The following is an 18,859-nucleotide window of genomic DNA, read 5'->3' as shown; positions in this document are numbered from 1 at the left end:
GCACAATAGCCGGTGGTTGAGCTCCGTCGAAACCAGCGAGCGAGTGAGTTTGGGATGAAAAAATAGGGCTGCCGGAGGTTTCGACGGGGCTCAACTACCGGGGGAGAAAGCCGTCTTTGCTACGCCCCCTGCCCTCTGCCCCCTGCACAATAGCCGCTCATAATCAGCCCTCTACATCTTGAACAGACTTGAACAACCGCTGAACAGGTCCCGGTGGCGGGTGTTTCTACCTTTCGGCCCGATGTCTCCCGAACAAAACAAACGCCATGACCCGGATCCTCTTCCTGTTGCTCACGTGCCTGTCTGTGAGCCCGCTTGTCGCGCAAAATCCTAAAAAGTCGGCTGCGAAGTCCGACCCCATTCTCCGCATCCCGATGGAGCCTGCCTACTGGCAATACGACTCCACGAGAGCCGAGTTTATTACCCACCGTTCCGTAAAAGCCATCCGAAACAAGCCGAAGACCGCCTACCAGGTCTTCCTCAAAAATCACACGTTCACCGAAGGGACGATTGAGTTTGACGTTGAGCTGGTAGGCATGGGCTTCCCCGGTATCAGTTTCCGGATGTCACCGGATCAGAAATACGGAGAGAATTTCTACATCCGTTCCTTCGGTCCCGTGACGCCGGAAGTAAGGTGGACGATCCAGTACGCGCCCATCGTTGACGGCGTGAGCATGTGGGACCTTGCCGACGAGTACCAGACCGGCGCGACCATCCGTCAGGAGGGCTGGAACCACGTGAAGCTCGTCGTGGCCGACAGCAAGATGAACGTCTACGTCAACGACATGACGCACCCGGCGCTGCACGTACCGTACCTGGAGGCGTCGACGACTTCCGGCGGGATTTCGCTCTCCGGAAACGTGATTTATGCCAATCTGACCGTCGATCCGCGGCGGCCGGCGGAGCTGGGAACGGAGCCGACGTACCCACCCCTGGCGACCGACACGCGCTACCTCCGGCATTGGCAGGCAACAGGCCCGATCAATTTCCCGTTTGGCCGGGAGCCGATCTATCCCTTGCCGAGTATGTATGGCACGCTTGCCAAATCGGAAGTACCCGACAGTACCGCCCGCTGGGAGGTAGTAGACGCCAACCGGCGCGGTATCGTCAACCTGACGCCTCTTTATGGTAGTACCGAACGCGACGGACGACGGCTCGCGTGGCTGAAAACGACAATCTATTCCGATAAGGCGCAGGAAAAGACGCTGAACCTCGGATTTAGTGACGAAGTATGGTTGTTGGTGAATGGACAGATTACGTACGTCGGTAAGAACTATTTTGGAACGCCTAATGCAAAAAACGACGGCCGGTGTACGATTGAAAACGCTGCCATTCGATTACCGTTGAAGCAGGGGAAGAATGAAGTACTGATCGGATTGGCGAATTATTTCTATGGATGGGGGATTATCGCGCGGCTGGCGGATACGGACGGAATCCGGTTTTAGCGTCTGTGTAGTCTGTGAAGTCTGTGAGCTGATTTTTCTCACAGACTTCACAGACTACACAGACTACACAGACTATCCGTTTATGGCGGGGCAATCGTACACTTAACATTTATTAATTGTATTCTTCCCTGAAAAACAGCCCGAATCCCCCTGAAATACTGCACTGAAACAACTCTCACCTTGTGCGGTATACATCGTTCTCCCAACTTAAGGACTTCACTTCTAAATCATTAGCCATGAAGACCTTATTGATCTGGGGGATATCCCTGCTGACCGTTGCCTCCTGCCAGCGGCAAACGTATGCCCATTTTGAAACCGACCTCACCGCACCCAACGGAGAAGTCCTCGCCACTTCACAGAAAGAACTGAACGAACGTATTTCCGACTTTCACGAGCGCCGTACCCATGAGGCGTTACCCTGCCGGGTCAAAAAGATCGACTATCAGCCCGTTCGGAGCGGGTATGTGGCGGTGATTACCTATCTCACCTCTGTAAATACCACCGGACAGCTGGTGATGGGTACCGCGCCGACGGGCCTTTCGGCTGATATGGTCGCCACACCCAACGGCATTACTGCCCATCACCCGTGGAAAATCGGAGGTGAAAGCGTCCGGTTTGATGCGAAGGCGAACCAGGTCATTGCCAGGGGGAATTCGCTTGCAGAGTGGTGAGCCGCTTTCGGGCGGTAATCATCGCATATTTTCGATGAAAACGTGGTATATGTCGGAGAAAATGGGGGAATCGTCGTACCTGTGAACGGATTCATTGAAGATCGGGTACCTTGTATATAAGATTCTATCTTGCCCATGTTTACCCGGTTCTTGTTGAATTTTATCTTTGTGATAGCGGCCGTCCTTCCAGGGCGGCCGCAGTCGAAACCACGGGTGTCGTATCCCTATCTGCTGTATCTTCCGAAAGAATATGCTGCGTCTGCAGAGGCGTTTCCCCTCGTTATTTACCTGCATGGCGGTAGTCAGAAGGGAAATGACCTGGAGAAGCTGAAGGCATACGGTCCACCGAAGGAAGTAGCCGACGGCCGGAATTTTCCCTTCGTCATCGCCTCCCCGCAATGCCCGGAGGGGAAGTACTGGTCGACCGACAACTGGTTCGAACCCTTGTATGCCGAACTTACCCAAAAATACAGGATCGACAAAAAGCGTATATACTTAACCGGTATCAGCATGGGCGGCTACGGAACCTGGCAAACGGCGGTAGCCTATCCTGACCATTTCGCCGCGATTCTGCCATTATGCGGCGGATGCGACGACTCCACCCAAATTTGCAACCTGCGCAAGGTACCGGTCTGGACGCTTCATGGAACGGCGGATGACGTCATCCCGATCCATGTTACCGAACGACTGGTCAGTAGATTACAGGAATGCGGCGGAAACGTGCGATTCACGCGGCTGGAAGGGGAGGGACATGGTATTCAGACCTACTATGCCAACTCCGATTGGGTGAACTGGCTGCTTCGCCGGCACCGATAAAACAAAAAGTTCCGGGAGCCGAAGCGTCTCCCGGAACGAGCCCGGCGCAGCAATAGCCGGGTATTAAATCCGAATCTAAATTTATAAAATCAGGTAAACCATATCCCCCTGTTTTACGGGGTATAGTGAGAAAGGCCTGCTCCGGAGAGGATATTCCTTTCCAGGAGCAGGCTTTTTAGGCCGATGTTCTTCGGCGGCCGGATGAATTCTAAAACGAAAGATTTCATCTAAACAACGAGTTGATTTTCAGTCTTTAATCCTTATTTTTCCACATACGATTGAATATTCATTCTAGTGAAACAAGCTAAAAATTTGAGCGGGGTTTTCCCCATCCCCGCAAAACCCGGAAACAAACCACCCGGCCCTTTCCCTCAAAGAGGAAAAGCCGGGTGGCGATCAAAATCCGGTATCAAAAAATCTCCGGATATTATTTAGCGGACAGAAAGTGTTTGTTGCACGCCCAGGCCCCAGTAACCATAGGATACAATGACGCTTTTCTGTGCAGTGACCCGCCAGTTTGTGGTGAAAACACCGGAGTCGGGCGCAGTTTCCTGAACGGTAAGACGGATAGGGTCCTGTCCGTCGGTCGAAATCCACACCGTGCCGCTTTCCGTAACGGCTGGGTCGAGGTTCAGGGGCGCAGTCAGCTCCAGTGTCACGGTTTCGCCTGCCCGTACTTCTTTTGCGGGCTTTCCGTTTTTACCCAGTACCCGCAGCTTTTGCGTACCGAGCGGGGCAAAGGTCAACGTGGTCATCCAGCCACGGTTGGAAACCGACCAACCTTCGGTGGCATAAGCATTCAGACCGATCTGGTCCGATTTAGAATCGGCCGGTTTCGCGGCCGTTTGGGAATCGGTAGTTTTTCGTGGAAACTGGCCGTCGAGTGGCGTGCCGTCCAGCGTACCCCGTACTTTCCCCAATTGCCCGTATCCGTTGGGATGCGCCTGCGGCCAGCCGGTTTCAACGCCCTCCCAGTATCCGCTGATAGCCAGTCGTTCAGGGCTTTTGTTGCTCAGGTGCGCGCCAACGGGATTAACGCCGAAAACAAAATCAACCTGCGCCCAGCCGATTGCCCGTAATGCAGGATCATTCAGAAGATGGGCCACAGCAAACATCGACCCGCCCAATGCCGGAGCGCCGCCAAGCTCCTTTGTTTTAGGATGCGCCCACTCGGTATCACTGTGCACACGGTACCTCCAGACGTTGTTCGTCCGGGCTTTCATGTGGTCGCGCCAGGCCATCAGTTTTTCACGTGTACCGGCAGGCGCCTTGTCGGGCGCGACGAGCAGGAAAAAAGCCAGCGCCTGCGGTGTAATATGTTCGGCGTTCCGTATCCACCACATATGACGGGGATTGTCGAAATTCCAATTGCGGATGATGTCTTCTGCACTTTCCTGCGCCCAGCGAAGGTATTTCTCCGGCTGTCCGTCCGGTTCAGCACGTTCGCTGAGGTACATAAACAGGTTGCTAAAAACCGACTGGCCGTAGGCATTTCCCATTTCATTGAACTCTTGAAAGCCCTGATCCACCCACTTGGTACTGTACGTCCAGTGGCGGACTACTTTATGGCGATCGTACGCTTCCCAACGCTTCCGGCATTCGTTGCGGTATTTTTCATAGGTTTCCCTGGGAAGATAGGGCTTGAGAAACGCGTGGTAAGCAGCGCACACCGCAGCCAGCTGATCGAGGGTATTCCAGTAGTCGTACTGCATGCGGGGTTGCCCTTCGTAACCGAGATCGCCGTGGCGGTTGGCAACCGGACCGTCGTAATCGACGTGGTGATAGGCAAATTCTGCATGCCAGAGCAGCAGCGCAAGGAGGTCAGGTACCTGGTTGTTTCCGAGTTCGGTCTTCCAACGGTCAAACAGCGCAGGATTGGAGGCGTAGAACAGGGCTTCAAAAGTCGTCTCCAGCCCGTACGCGCCGCAGTCACGGGAGGGACCACCGCCGTATACTTTTGCTTCATTCGAGTGAACAGGGTCCAACGACCCACGAACATCTACGAAAAAATCATACGCCAGTTTGGAGGAAAGCCCCTCCATGAAGTAGCTGGCAACACGAAACGGTACCGAAGGATTTCGATTGGGTATTCGGATGATGTACTCCTCTGTCGAACTTTTCGGATCAAAACGGGTAAAATCTCCCGAACCGTTTTTCATTTTTCCGGAGAAAACAACCTGCCCGTCCCGTTTCCGGACAACGTCGAAGGAGGTCTGATCAGGCGCTTCATAGCAGACAAACCGTTTGGATTCTCCGCGGTTATACCCCGCCTGATTAACCAATGGAACAGATAACGGGCTGGTCTGAGCGAATAACGTACCAGTAGCTAACAGTAAGGCAAAAACAAATTTTCCAGGTGATAAGAGGTTCATAGGCATGCGTATTTCAGTCAAATAACGCATGGATACCTCTTTTGGCAGGGCGGGAAGTTGACGAATTCTACGGGAACGTTCCCAGAAAATAGCTTTCGTTTCAGCTATGGGAGAAGCGGAAAGTACCCGAAAGCACCTACGTCAATCCAATGTATAATGTTCCGGATCTGCCTTCACCGGCTCCGGAGTCGGCAGCCCGATCGTTTCCAGCAGCGTGATCTCGATCATGCGGCTGATGGCATTGAGCGGAAGGTCGTTCGGTTCGGTACCGAATGGCTCCTCCAGTTCATCGGCGATGGCTTCAAAGGCGACGAAGGTATATCCGACGAAAACCGTCACAAACGGAGTCAGCCAGTCAAGACTATCCACCAGGCCAAAAGGCAACAGAAAACAGTAGAGATAAACTGTCCTGTGAAGAAGTACCTGGTACGTATATGGAATGGGCGTCGACGCGATTCGCTCGCAACCTCCGACGATATCGGACAGCTTGTTCAGGTTTCCATCCATCGCTGCCTGACCAATAGCGTCGAATTGCCCGTTTTTCCGGGCTTCTTTTGTCCAGAGTCCCATTTCCCGCATCAACAACACCGGTTTATACAGTCCCGCTTTGAGGCTTTCAAAGAGCGGGGAGGGGAGAAGCCGCTGTAAATCGAAGCTCGGATCTGTCTTCCGGAGCTGGTGCCTGAGGCTATAGGTAAAGGCAATTAATAGTTGTGTAAAGTGCCGGACTTCAGCAGATGTTAACTCGTAGTTGGTCAGCGTGAACGACTGCCGGGCCAGCGAGCGGGTATCGTTCAGCAATGCGCCCCATAGCTTGCGCCCCTCCCAGAACCGGTCGTAGCTGGCATTGTTCCGAAAACCGAGAAACAGCGCCATCGCCACGCCAAAAATGGTAAAGGGAGCCGGACTCAGCGGGATTTTGTACCTATAAAGCGTTCCGTTGGCATACACGATGCCGCAGGACAGCACGAACAGCACCAGTAATCGCGGCAACAGTTGCGGCAGCACCGACCCCTGCCACACAAAAAGCATCTTGAACCAATGTTCCTTTTTTCGCTGAATCATGCAGAATTTCCGCGGTTGCGGGATTTGCGGCAAATATAACAGCGCCTCCGCCGCATACCGGGCAGCCGGCAGGTGCAATGTATCACTTTCTATGGGTTGGTCAGACGGGATCGTTCCTCTTTCGGGCTGTCGTCCTGCCGTTTGGTCAGGCCGGTACTGCCGAACGAGCGCGACCAGGTCAGTTTGACGATCGGAAAAACGCGGGATTCAGTGTCTATTCCGACGTGATTACGGATAGAAAAAGCCTCCTGCGTGACCGCGCCATAGTAGCTGTCGATATGCAGCGTCCGGAGTAAATCCGTTACCGTCAATTGAATCCGGCCTTTTTTGAGCTCTTTCCGGACACCTGCATTGACAGCGCCCATCGCGCCGACGCGGATGGTGCCATTGTAAGTAGCTGACGCCAGCCAGCCGGAGACTTCCACCGCCCATTTTTGTGGCAATGTCAGCGTATGGGTCGTATTCAGGGAATAGCCGATGTAGTTTTTCTCGACAGGCGCCGGCGTATGGTCGGCACGAAAGCTGCGCCATCCGCCGGAAAGGTCGTAGCTCATTGTCCACCAGTCGGATACTTTCCAGGGAAGGGTCAGCTGCAGCGTGATGTTTTTCTGCCAGGCGAGGTTCTGCGGGCCGACGTACAGCAGATTCCGCAGCGGACTTTCGGATAATTGATACCGCGCGATCGGGTTGTCGTCCTGACTCAGGAGTAGCGACAGCACATACGCCGGCCGGCTATAGGCAACCCTCAGATTGGTGGTTATGCCGGATCTCAGCAAGGGATTCCCGGTATAAACCGCCGAAGGATCACTATACCGGACAAAAGACGCCAAATCCTGGTACGTTGGCCGGTTTATACGTTTTGAAAACGAAACAGATAGCTCTGATTGGTCAGTCATTCGAACTACTAAAGAGAGATTTGGAAAGAAAATTCCCTGCTTCCGATCTACAAGGAGGGCTTGAGTCTGTGGGTCGGTCATCCGGGTGTGCGCATACTCGAAGCGCAGGCCGAAGATCAGTGTCAACGCGGGCGACAGCACAGATTTCGCCGAAACATAGGCAGCGCCGATGCGCTCGCGCATGACGAGTTCGCCGGTTGTTTCAGTACGGTTTACCCACTGCCCGTTCAACAAACTCTGAATACCGGCTTCACTTTGGTTTCGGGTGAAGGTACCTTTGAGTCCGGCATCGATTTTCCAGCGGCGGGAGAGCTCCTGCACGTAATCGACTTTCCCGACATTCACCTGAATGCCCGTTCGCGCGTATCCGCGTTGCCGGGGTGCCAGAAGGCTGTCGCCGCTTCCTGCGGGCTCGCCGCTATCGTCAGCAAACGTGGCCCGTACCTCCGATGGACTTTCACTGCTGAAGTAAATACGGTCAGCGCCCGCGTGAAACGAGGCTCCGTTCCGGAGGCGTGTATTAAGGTCAAGGCTGCCCGTAGTACTTTGCCACCGGTTGTCTCCGTTGATTTCGCCGTTGAAATAGAGGACGGAATCTTTAACCAGGTAGTAACGGGCTGTATTCCAGTCGGTTGACAGCCGGCTACTCGTATTCCGGCTTACTTGCGCGCGGAGCGCCGATCGGGCGGAAACCCGCCAGTCGGCACTTACCTGTGCATCGTGGTTGGTTTGCCGTGCCTGCGTTGTGTTCCGGACCAATACGTGAAGCGGTCCCCCGAAAAAAGGCATGTCCTGCCGGCTGTCAATACCGATACTACTATACGTTCGGTCGCGCAGAAAGGAATAGCTTGCAAACAGGCTGAACCGGCCGTTCTGGTGAGTGACCGTCGCGGTTCCGTTTCCCTTTTCACCCCAACCATAGCCGCCAGTAAGTGTCAACGAAGCGTTAGTGCCTTGATTTTCATGGGTTTGCGTGACGATGTTGATGATTCCAGCAGTTCCCTCGGCGTCATGACCGGCTCCCGGCGTTGTCAGCAGCTCAATACTTGCCAGGTTATTGGCGCTCATGCCGTTGAGAAAGGAGACGACCTGGTCCGGTGGGAGGCGGAGCAGTTTTCCGTTGAGCATGACCGCTACCCCGCTTTTTCCGTTGAGTGCCAGGCTGTTATTTCGATAATCGATCGTAATGCCCGGCGATTGCTGCAGCATACCCAGCACGGTATTTCCGCGTGCCAAGACGCTGTTGGCAACCCGTATGATGGTACCTTCCGGTGTTTGTTGTATGGTAGGCTTCGCCGACCGGACGACTAATTCTGCCAACTGACGCGTGTCTTCAGAAAGTACAATATTCTCCATCTCGTGCGCTGCTCCGGAAGCAGGCAGTGAAAATACGGACGAGTACGCTGGCTGATAACCTAGTCCACTGATTTTCAATAGGTAACTGCCCGACTTTGGAGCGTTCAGGCGGTATGCTCCCCGTTCGTCGGTTGCCCCGGCGTCGGCCAGCGTTGTATCACGACTATGGAGAAGTACAACCGGTACAAAAGGCACGGGCGCGCCGGTGGTAGTTGTTATCCGACCGGATACCTGGGCATTTACGCCAAACGAGGCGACGGATAACAGCAACAGCAGGAGGGGAGTTTTCATACAGGACCCATTTTCCGGACAAAAAGACCGGAAAGCCCTGAAACCTGGAAAATTGCGGGATCAGCGATGGTAACTACTTGACAACCTGCTGTTTCTGATAGCTGTCCGGCGGAAGAGACTCCTTTTGTGTCAAAGCGGACGATCGTACAGTCTCCGGAACAGTTGGTCAATTTCCCGGAACCGGTCGTCCGTTTCCACCCGGGAAAACCGACAAATAGAGCTATATTGTTTTAGAAGCGATTTCCCGACTACGCAGACCTATGCGCTCCGCCCGTCCGAACTGGTTCTTTCGATTTAAACTCTATCACCTTCCGTTCTGGCTGGTGTACCATTACCTGTGGTGGATCGTGACGCTGGGCAATCCCGTCAAGGCCTGGGAGTCGCTGCTGTACCTTCCCTATACCATCAAGTTCAGTTTTTATGTAGTATTTCAGGCGCTGGCAACCTATTTTAATTTGTATTTTTTGTTGCCTAAGTATCTGGAAACGAGTAGGTTCGGCTTATACGGTATCTGGTTGCTGGGTACCATCGCCTGCGCGACGCTCGGTATTATCGGCGGGTACTATTTCAGCGCAGCGGTGACCGGCCATTCCCTTCATGAGCTGTATGGTGGGGATACGAAAAGCGGATGTTTCTTTCAGTTTTTGGGGAATGCACTGCCGTCGACCGTCGCGAGTCTGACGCTTGCCATGAGTATCAAACTGACAAAAAACTGGATACAAACCAGGCAGCGGCAGCAACTTTTGGAAAAGGAAAAGCTGGAAGCCGAGCTGACCTTCCTTCGCAACCAGTTTAACCCACATTTTCTGTTCAATTCCATCAACTCTATTTTTTTCCTGATTCACCGGAATCCGGATAAGGCATCCGATTCACTGGCCAAATTTTCGGATTTGCTGCGTTACCAACTGTACGAGTGCAACGATCAGTATATTCCTCTTTCTCAGGAGATTACCTATCTGATTAATTTTGTGGAACTGGAGAAATTGCGGATGGACCGGGCGACCGGCGTCGTACTCAACATCGATGTGCCACCAGCAGATCACCTCTGCATCGCGCCTTTTGTGCTGATGTCTTTTGTTGAAAATGCGTTCAAGCATGTTTCCCGGGAGACGGACCGGCCGAGCGAGATCGCCATTCACCTGACGCTCGAAGATCACCGGCTCTTCGTCCATGTCCATAATACCACGTCCGGTCTGGCGGAGAAAGAGGCTGTTCGTTCGGGCGGGCTGGGACTGAAAAATGTGCAGCGACGGCTGGACCTGCTTTACCCGGGAAAGCACAGGCTGTCGATCCGGTCGGATGATGCGTCATTCGACGTCGACCTGGAACTGACGCTTGCCGAGTCTGTTGAAATCAACCTCGAATCGTATGATCAACTGCGTTATCATTGACGACGAGCCCCTCGCGCGGGAGGGGCTTTCGAGCTATGTCCGGGAAGTGGACTTCCTCCGGCTGAGCGGCACCTGCTCCAATCCCGTGGAATTGCTGACGCTCCTTGAGCAGCAGTCCGTGGATCTGCTGTTTCTGGATATTCAGATGCCGAAGATGAGCGGCATTGATTTTCTGAAGATTACGCAGAACCCACCGCTGGTTGTCATGACAACAGCGTATCCGAGTTTTGCGCTGGAAGGATTCCAGTTGAATGTACTCGACTACCTGCTGAAACCCATCACATTCGACCGATTCGTCAGAGCTGCCTGGAAAGCAAAAGAGCAATGTGACTTGCGGTTGCGACCCGCGGCGCCGGTTGCACCTGCCTATGTATTTATCAAGTGTGGAAGTAAATACGAAAAAATCTACGTCGACGATATCCTGTTCATCGAAGGGTTGCAGAATTATGTCACCATTTTTACGACTCGCGGGAAGTATGTTACACTCCTGAACCTGAGAGATATAGAGACGGAATTGGCTGCATCTTCCTTTGTTCGGGTACATAAATCCTTCCTCGTTGCGCGGTCCAAGGTTGACGCCATCGAAGGGAATGAGATTTTCATCGGTTCCCACCGGATTCCGATCAGCCGCCAGCAGCGGGAGGAAGTATTGAGCCGGGTTTTGGCAGATAATGTCTGGAAGAAGTAGGTATGAAAATGCTATTTGTCTGATTTTCAATGGAATACTTTTCGTCGTAAGCTACCGTTTCACGAAGACACCGAGAATCACGTATTTCGGTCCGATGTCAGAAAGAAGGGTGACTATTCGATTCTCATCGCCCATTGTTCCATAATTTTATTATGTTAATCAGTCGGAAAATTCTGTAAGGAATTACCCGAACTTTGTAACGGTGCTATAAGAGTGAAGTAGTTGCTTTACTACATCATCTGTCAAGTCTATCATGAGACACCAACATCGCTATCACTTACATGGATTGAAGACCGCCGAGCAGGCCGCCGCCGTCAAACAGGTGCTCGAAGAGCAACCGGGAATAGTGGCAGCTGATGTCACTATTGATCCGCCGGAGGTTACCCTGACGGTGGATGTACATCCGGTAGTGAGTGACTTGCAGCGTATGGTATCCACCGTGGGTACTTTTCATATGATGGAGGCCGGCGGACACGGTAGTCACACTGCTCAACATCAGGCACATAGCGGAGAAGGTTCCCATCATCCTGAAACGGCCTCCGCGGAAAGCCACGTTCATCCTCCTTCGGGGCATAAAATGCATGAACCTATGCACCCGGCAAATGCTCATTCCGGGACGGAGCATCAGGAACATGCCGGCCATAGTCATCCGGCTGGTATGCACTCCGGTCACGGCCATTCCGGGCATGATCACAGCAGTATGATAGCCGATTTCTGGAAGCGGTTTTGGGTATGTGTTGTTCTGTCGGTACCCGTGGTAGCCTTGTCGATGATGTTTCAGGAAGTGGCCGGTTATCACCTGGATTTTGCTTTTCGGGAGTGGATCGTGATCGGGCTGGCCACTGGTATCTATGTATACGGAGGTAAGCCTTTTCTTACCGGAATGATAGACGAGCTGCGAAACCGGCGACCAGGTATGATGACGCTCGTAGCGGTTGCTATAACGGCTGCGTTCGTCTATAGTGTCGCGGTGTCATTGCACTGGCTGGAAGGAATGGACTTTTTCTGGGAGCTGGCTACGCTGATCGACATTATGTTGCTGGGCCATTACCTGGAAATGAAGTCGGTCGCCGGCGCGTCCCGATCCCTCGAACTGATCGTACAAATGCTGCCCGCCGAAGCGCACAAAGTCAGTGGAAAGCAGTTACAGGACGTAAGAGTGGATACCCTGGAAAAAGGAGATCTTGTCCTGGTCCGCCCCGGCGAACGGATTCCGACGGATGGCGAAGTAGTTGACGGAGCAAGTTCCGTCAACGAAAGCATGCTGACCGGCGAAAGCGTTCCGGTCGAGAAACGGGTAAAAGACCGGGTAATCGCCGGGGCCGTCAACGGTGAAGGCGCCCTGACGGTTCGCGTGACCCACAAGGGAGAAGACAGCTACCTCAGTAAGGTCGTGAAATTGGTCGAAGAAGCGCAAAACGCCAAGTCGGCTACGCAAACCCTGGCCGACAAAGCAGCGGGATGGCTGACGCTGCTGTCGCTATCCGTTGGACTTATTACATTGATTACCTGGTTGTTAGCTGGAAAGGAAACGGCCTTTGCCGTTGAGCGGATGGTGACGGTAATGGTAACGGCCTGTCCGCACGCACTCGGTGTGGCTATACCGCTGGTGGTAGCGATCTCGACCGGGATTTCTGCCGGCAAGGGTCTGCTGATCCGGAACAGAACCGCTTTCGAGGAGTCCCGGAAAATCACAGCTATGGTTTTTGACAAGACCGGCACCCTGACAGAGGGAGCTTTCGGCGTACCCCGCGTCGCTCCTTTGTCCGAGGAATGGAAAGAAGGAATGCTGCTCGGTACGGCTGCGGCGCTGGAGCAGTCGTCCCAGCATCCGATTGCGCAGGGCATCGTCCGTGCCGCGAAAGAAAGAGCAGTGGAAATACCCGCCATTGCTGATTTTCAATCTATTACAGGCAAAGGGGTTTCGGCAATGGTCAATGGGAAACAGATACAGGTTGTCAGCCCCGGGTATTTGAAAGAGCAGCACATTCCTATACCGGAAGCTTCAGCCGGCAAGGCGGAGACGGTCGTATACGTATTGGCAGATGGAAAGCTGATCGGTTTTCTCGCCCTGGCCGACCGCATCCGGGAAGATTCGAAGGAAGCGGTGGGTAGTCTGCAACGCTCTGGTATTAAGGTATTTATGGCGACGGGCGATAACCGGGCTGTTGCAGATACCGTTGCCGCTGAGCTGGGGCTCGACGGGGTATTCGCGGAAGTACTACCGGATCAGAAAGTGAATGTCGTGCGGGACCTGCAACGCCAGGGATTTTTTGTGGCGATGACCGGCGACGGCGTCAACGATGCTCCTGCGCTCGCGCAGGCCAATGTCGGGATTGCCGTCGGATCTGGTACCGATGTCGCCGCCGAAACGGCAGATATTATTTTGGTGAACAGCCGGCCGACCGACATCACGCACCTGGTGGAATTCGGTCGCGCGACATACCGGAAAATGATACAGAACCTGTTCTGGGCGACGGGATACAACGTCGTTGCGATCCCGCTGGCGGCGGGTGTTCTATATCCTGATTTTGTCCTCAGCCCGGCGATCGGCGCGGTACTGATGACGGTAAGTACCGTGGTTGTGGCGTTGAATGCACAATTGCTACGTGGAGCACTGCGCTGATTAACAGGTGGTTATATTTGAATGTTGGGTAAAAAACAGGTAAGGCGATCCCAATGAGACCGCCTTAACCCTAACCTTTCAACTAAATCTGACCGCGCACGTTACAGGCTTACGGCCGGAGGCCGTTGATTCTTACTGAATCAAAACTTTTGCCTGACGGACGATGCCGTTATTTAGCTGTACGGATAACACATACAAACCCTTTGCCACGTTTTTCACATTCATAAAGCCCTGCTCAGGGAAACTTCCGGTATAGACGGATCGTCCGGTCAGATCCTGAAGGGTAACTTCCCGGATATCGGACAGGGGAACTCCGCTGATCCGGAAGAAATCCCGCGCCGGGTTGGGCGCGGCAACGAGCCGGATCAGGTCAGCTGCTTCCACGCTTTGAACAGAACTGTAGGTATAGGTTCCGTCGAGATCCATCATCTTCAATCGGTAGTACGAAACAGGCGTTGCCGGTTGGTAGTCGGCGTACCGGTATGCCAGACGGGTAGTCGCCATGCCGTTTTCTGCCTGTGAGACTATCCATCCGAGGCTTTCCCAACTGTGGGTGTCGGTGCTGCGTTCGACAAAAAAGCCTTTACTATTCGCTTCGCTTAATGTCACCCAGTCGAGTACGACGGTTCCTCCCGATCCGGCGGCTTTGAAGGAAGCCAGTCGGACCGGCAGCGCACCTGCTGTGAACGGAATGGTTACCGTTGCCGGCGGGCTGACCGCGCCACCGTTGTCGGTAGCAGTATACGTGATGACGACACTGGTGTTTCCGTCGATCGGGTTGACAGCTATCGGTTGTGTCGGGTTGCCATTGGCATCTGTCGGGACCGTTACGCCGGCCGGAGGGAAGGTTGCCGGCGTATAGGTATTGCCGTTGATGGTGATGCTTTCGGTATTGGTCGGAAATGCGGTAATGGTAATGGAGGTGACGGTTCCACCGTTTTGGTCATCGCCGTCAAACGAGGCAGGCGGCACGGTATAGTTGTTGCTCCCGCCGGGGTTGGGTTGGGGTGGCAGGGTGCTCGTCAGTGCCGTTGGCGGTTGCTGAATACCCAGGTTGGCGTTGACCACCCTGCTACTCACCGTGCCGATGGGCAGTATCCCGTTGACCGTTCCGTCGCTTCCCATAAAGCTTCCGAGGTGCTCGCCGGTATTGACCCAGCCTGCCGGCAGTGAGGGAGTGGTGCTGTTGGTAGAATCCTGTTTCAACACCACGCTGTAGGTGCCGGCAGATACATTGCCAAAGGAATAGGTACCGTTGACAACCGGAACGGTGGCAATGACGACGCCCCCGCTGACCAGGCTTGCATACAGGGTGGGAAGCGTGGAGCTTGGTTGAGCGCCGCCGTTGTTATCGACCACGTTATCGGTCAGCGCATCGATGTCGTTGTAGACATTTCCGCAGATACTGAAAACGCTGATATTCTGCACACTACTATTGGTACAGGTGGTGTTGACGAATCGGTCGGTGACGGTATAGTTTCCGGCAGGAAGGTTGGCAAATACCGGGCTCGACTGAAAGTTGACGCCGTCCAGGCTGTACTCCACGCCTGATCCGACAGGTGAGGTGACGGTAATTGTCGCACCGGAGCCGCAGTTAGTAGTAACGGTCAGTGTCGGCGCGGCGATCTGTTCGAGCAGAAAGGAGATATCGTCCAGCGCCAGGTCGTTCCCGTTTCCGCCGAAACCCACATTGGAGATCACCAGGTCAATATCGGTAGACGCCGCTGTGAACGTAAAACCAAACTGCTGCCAGGGCGCGGGTGCTGTGATACCCGGAAGCTCGCCGGTGGTATAGGTACCCAGCAGTGCCTGGGTATTGGCATCATAGACAGAGAAATTAACATTCACATTCACCGATGCTTGTGGCGTCAGGTCCACGATCCAGGCCGAAAAGGTATAGTTGCCACCGGGTTTGACGTTGGTAAACCGTCTCCGGAAAAACTCGCCCTTGTCGTATCCGGCATTAACGGCATACATATAACCTTGTCCGTCTCCGGAGGTATGGTCAACAATCGCGGCGGCCGTCGGCCAGGTATTGAAATCCGAACCCCGGTTGACGATTTTATAGAAACCGTCTTCGGCGGGTGTCGACGTGTTAATCAGGTGATAGGTTGTGGTACCGTTGGGCGCCGCGCCGAAGGTCCCGGTAGCACCCGTTCCGAAGGTCTCGGTAAAGGTCGGCGTACAACTGTTCGTCATGTCAAAAGGAACGACGGCTCCGGTTTGAAAAACGACGTGCACTACTTCATCTGCTGCCACATTAACCGTTGCGGTCTTTGCAGGGACATTGGAGGACGAATTCGAGGAAGGATCGAAAACAGAAACCTTTTCGAGGTTCCAGCCTCCGGGCACGGTTTCGGTGATGGTGTAGGTACCGGGCGCCACGGGGATTTTGATGGAATTGCCGGTAGGAGCAGTCCGGATACGCTCATCGTCAATGTAGTAGACATTGCTGCCGTCTTCTGCCCGGGCGAAAATATTGAGATAGGGGTAGGTGAAGTTGTTCCAGCCGCCGCTGTTCATCGTAACGAGAATCTGCCCGCCCGGGCCGCCGGTAATCTGGGCGACATCATAGCTCGATGCTTCGTAGCTGCTCCAGCCGACTGGCAATTTCTTCGAGACATAATAGCCTCCGGCGGCTGAACTGATGAAGCCGGTGACAAAGATTTCTCCCTTGCCGGTGACGGCAATGTCCCGGGGGGCTACGGCTGTATTCCAGTTGGTTGGAGCACCGAGACTCGTCGCTACCCCCGCCGGCGTGACGCTGTAAAACGGCGTGGCTCCGGAGGTCGTGGCAACGGCGACATTCCCGGAAACCGGGTCTACGTCGACGTGCGCGGGTGACAAACTCGAATTGATGACGTTCCAGGTGGTGCCGCTCCCGCTGTAGCGAAGCACCTGCGTTGCGTTGATGGCATAGGGGAGATTATCCCAGCCGCTGCCGATATCCGTAAAGCTGGTTCCAGCCGATATAGCGGTAGAACTGGTACCATCTGCTGTATAAAAGGCAACGCCTGCATTAATGAAGTAGGCACTGGTACCGGCGCCGCCATCTATTCGCTGATTGGAGCTGATCAGAGTCGTTTGTACCCAGGTGGCGCTGCCGACTTCCCGGTACCAGACCTTTTGGTCGTTCGTAACGGCCCAGATCCGTCCGTTTTGGGAGAAGCCGATATCCCGGATGGTGGTTCGGGTGGGCTGGTCGTTCAGGGTGAAGTTCGAAACGGCCGTGGGACCGCCGGATACGGAATAGGTAATGTCGCCGGAGGCGGTTTCATTCAGGGTTTTGGAGTGAACATAGATGTATCCGGTTTGTGCCCGGGTGACGAAGGAAGCTGTAAACGCCGTGCTCCAAATCAGAAAGAGGAAAAATGATTTCCATACCGGGCCGGAAAATCCGCCAAAGTACTTCCGCCCGATTGGCAGGGATGAAGTAAATGATCTCGCATTCATTGTTGAAAGGATGATTGAACTGAATAATTCACAACTGGCGATGGTGTTCTGCGAAACATGACCTCCGGCTGGCAAACGGTGCTGAAGGAACGTTACGAAGGAAATGCGACCCTGATTGCTTCCGGAGAGGAAGACCACGGCGACGTATCAACACGGCGGCAGGTACCTGAAACGGCGGAGATATATAACTTGTTCAGGCGGAGAGAATACCGGGAAACAAAGGGCAGCGATCCACTTTGATGCCGGTAACGATCAAACTAAAATCAGAGACGGAACGACAATCTCTGTTTATACATAACCCTTTTCCGGACGTATTAGACAGGGTATGCCAGATTTAGACAAATGTTCTAGTAACTACTATAGATAAATGACGACGATAACTATAATTTCGTCCACAAACATACTATACTTATTCCATTTGTGATAAAGTATACTTAAGAAAATTATTAGCTGCTGTAGTAGTAAAAAGTAGAAAGAAACGAAAACAGGGAAGAGACAGGGTAATCTCGAGTACTATTTAAATACAAGGCAAATCGAATACTGTTTTATGTGCATACAGGTATTTGACCATAATGTTTGGTAAAATGGACAGAATTTAGTCATTATTTCTTGCAAGATCTTTTTACTTTAATTTTACTGGTGTTATTTCAGCTAGAAAAAGCATGAATGAATAAGTATATAATTAAACTAGTATCAGAAAGTATTTAAATAAATAATACTCATAAAAAATCGAAATATTTGCAACAAATACTAGTCATTCGAACGGCCATATCGCTGTTATCGCCATTTTCAGACAAAAAATCGACTAGTATTTATTCGGCATGTGCTTGGCGCCCGATTACTTAGATGCCGCAAAATGATCATAAGCTGCTTTTGCGATATCGGCAATGAGCTGCTCGTTTGCCTCCATGCTCTCCGTAGAATTGGTGACAAACACGCTGACGGCGATGCAGCTGCCGTCGGGCAGGGAAATAAAACCGACGTCATTAACCGCTCCGGTCACGCCGTTCCGGGTTCCTGAAGTGCCTGTCTTGTGCGCCACAACCGTACCGGCAGGCAGTCGCTTTTTCAGACGATTCTGCCCGGTAGTAGTTTCGGTCATTACTTTCCAAAGAAAATCGTAGCTACGAGTGGAAAGAATTTTACGTTGGTAGAATAACTTCATCAGATCGAGCATTGCCACCGGGGTTGTCCAGTTGGAGTACTGAACATCCCAGTTGCCCGTTGCCTGCATCATTTCTTCTGTATTCCGGATCGCAACGCCCTGAATACCCAGCTCATGGATGACGGTATTGACCCGCACCGGCCCGCCCAACAGCCTGAAAAGGTAGTCGCAGGCGCTGCCGTCGCTATCGGCCACCATAAACCGAATGATATCTGCCAGCGGCAGGTCCACATTCCCACCCGGATAGGCTTCGCTCATCGGGCTGTGCAGGCCAGGTACGTAATCGCTCTTTTTCACATGCATGTTCTGATCAAGCCGGAACCGGCCTTTGTCCACTTCTTTCAGCACTGCGAGGGCGACGTGAAACTTGTAGACACTCTGCATCGGAAGGTGCCTGTTTCTGTTGATGGTCAATGTCTGACCGTCGCGAAACGCATGAATGCCAACGCCTACCGTCGCTTTCCTGCCTTTTGTGATTTGTTCGATTTTTGTCCGGAGAGATGTAATTTGGGAGGAAACGGGAGAAAAAGCCGCCAGCAGGGCAACTGACAGCAGCACGATTCGCATGGCAGGTGTATTCACAAATAAGAGGTATTTTTTCAATGCGTTCTCAATAACTCTATT

At 53.2% G+C, this 18,859-nt stretch carries 12 protein-coding genes; 6 read left to right on the top strand and 6 right to left on the bottom strand.

Annotated features, from left to right (window positions below):
- The first annotated feature begins 266 nt into the window (after window positions 1–266).
- The 3 genes from BLR09_RS01825 (at window position 267) to BLR09_RS01815 (ending at window position 2,932) form a co-directional block, all read left to right on the top strand.
- Entirely contained in the window at window positions 267–1,445 is a 1,179-nt protein-coding gene (locus tag BLR09_RS01825) for a hypothetical protein (RefSeq protein WP_093196919.1), read from the top strand.
- A 236-nt stretch (window positions 1,446–1,681) separates the two neighbouring features.
- Window positions 1,682–2,116 carry a hypothetical protein gene (locus BLR09_RS01820; protein ID WP_093196916.1) on the top strand — a complete coding sequence of 145 codons (435 nt, stop codon included), beginning with the start codon at window positions 1,682–1,684 and terminating at the stop codon, window positions 2,114–2,116.
- A gap of 213 nt (window positions 2,117–2,329) precedes the next feature.
- Entirely contained in the window at window positions 2,330–2,932 is a 603-nt protein-coding gene (locus BLR09_RS01815) for a carboxylesterase family protein (protein ID WP_245689853.1), read from the top strand.
- A 431-nt stretch (window positions 2,933–3,363) separates the two neighbouring features.
- Here BLR09_RS01815 and BLR09_RS01810 read toward each other — a convergent pair whose 3' ends face one another.
- The 3 genes from BLR09_RS01810 to BLR09_RS01800 form a co-directional block, all read right to left on the bottom strand.
- Window positions 3,364–5,304: a cellulase N-terminal Ig-like domain-containing protein gene (locus BLR09_RS01810; protein WP_143010990.1), complete on the bottom strand. Its 1,941-nt coding sequence runs from the start codon at window positions 5,302–5,304 to the stop codon at window positions 3,364–3,366.
- A 141-nt stretch (window positions 5,305–5,445) separates the two neighbouring features.
- Window positions 5,446–6,369, bottom strand: a complete 924-nt coding sequence (locus BLR09_RS01805) for a bestrophin family protein (RefSeq protein ID WP_093197810.1) — start codon at window positions 6,367–6,369, stop codon at window positions 5,446–5,448.
- Window positions 6,370–6,458: 89 nt separating this feature from the next.
- Window positions 6,459–8,912, bottom strand: coding sequence for an outer membrane beta-barrel family protein (locus tag BLR09_RS01800; protein ID WP_093196911.1), 2,454 nt, complete (start codon window positions 8,910–8,912; stop codon window positions 6,459–6,461).
- A gap of 260 nt (window positions 8,913–9,172) precedes the next feature.
- Between BLR09_RS01800 and BLR09_RS01795 the strand changes: the two genes are divergently transcribed.
- The gene (locus tag BLR09_RS01795; protein ID WP_093196909.1) at window positions 9,173–10,303 is read left to right on the top strand and encodes a sensor histidine kinase; all 1,131 of its coding nucleotides are present in this window, start codon (window positions 9,173–9,175) and stop codon (window positions 10,301–10,303) included.
- Entirely contained in the window at window positions 10,281–10,991 is a 711-nt protein-coding gene (locus BLR09_RS01790; RefSeq protein WP_093196907.1) for a LytR/AlgR family response regulator transcription factor, read from the top strand. The genes BLR09_RS01795 and BLR09_RS01790 overlap by 23 nt, the downstream gene beginning before the upstream one ends.
- A gap of 277 nt (window positions 10,992–11,268) precedes the next feature.
- Here BLR09_RS01790 and BLR09_RS25415 read toward each other — a convergent pair whose 3' ends face one another.
- Window positions 11,269–11,445 (bottom strand): hypothetical protein, encoded by a 177-nt coding sequence (locus BLR09_RS25415; RefSeq protein WP_176785408.1) that lies wholly within the window; start codon window positions 11,443–11,445, stop codon window positions 11,269–11,271.
- Window positions 11,446–11,580: 135 nt separating this feature from the next.
- On the opposite strand from BLR09_RS25415, the gene BLR09_RS01780 reads away from it, so the two are divergent.
- On the top strand, window positions 11,581–13,617 hold the full coding sequence (locus BLR09_RS01780; protein ID WP_394331395.1) for a copper-translocating P-type ATPase: 2,037 nt from the start codon (window positions 11,581–11,583) through the stop codon (window positions 13,615–13,617).
- A 132-nt stretch (window positions 13,618–13,749) separates the two neighbouring features.
- Here BLR09_RS01780 and BLR09_RS01775 read toward each other — a convergent pair whose 3' ends face one another.
- Entirely contained in the window at window positions 13,750–17,070 is a 3,321-nt protein-coding gene (locus BLR09_RS01775; protein ID WP_093196901.1) for a T9SS type A sorting domain-containing protein, read from the bottom strand.
- Window positions 17,071–17,908: 838 nt separating this feature from the next.
- Window positions 17,909–18,802, bottom strand: a complete 894-nt coding sequence (gene bla / locus BLR09_RS01765; protein ID WP_093196896.1) for a class A beta-lactamase, subclass A2 — start codon at window positions 18,800–18,802, stop codon at window positions 17,909–17,911.
- Window positions 18,803–18,859: the final 57 nt, after the last annotated feature.

The sequence above is a fragment of the Siphonobacter aquaeclarae genome (assembly GCF_900103285.1).
Lineage (GTDB): Bacteria > Bacteroidota > Bacteroidia > Cytophagales > Spirosomataceae > Siphonobacter > Siphonobacter aquaeclarae.
This window is presented reverse-complemented; position numbering and strand designations above follow the sequence as displayed.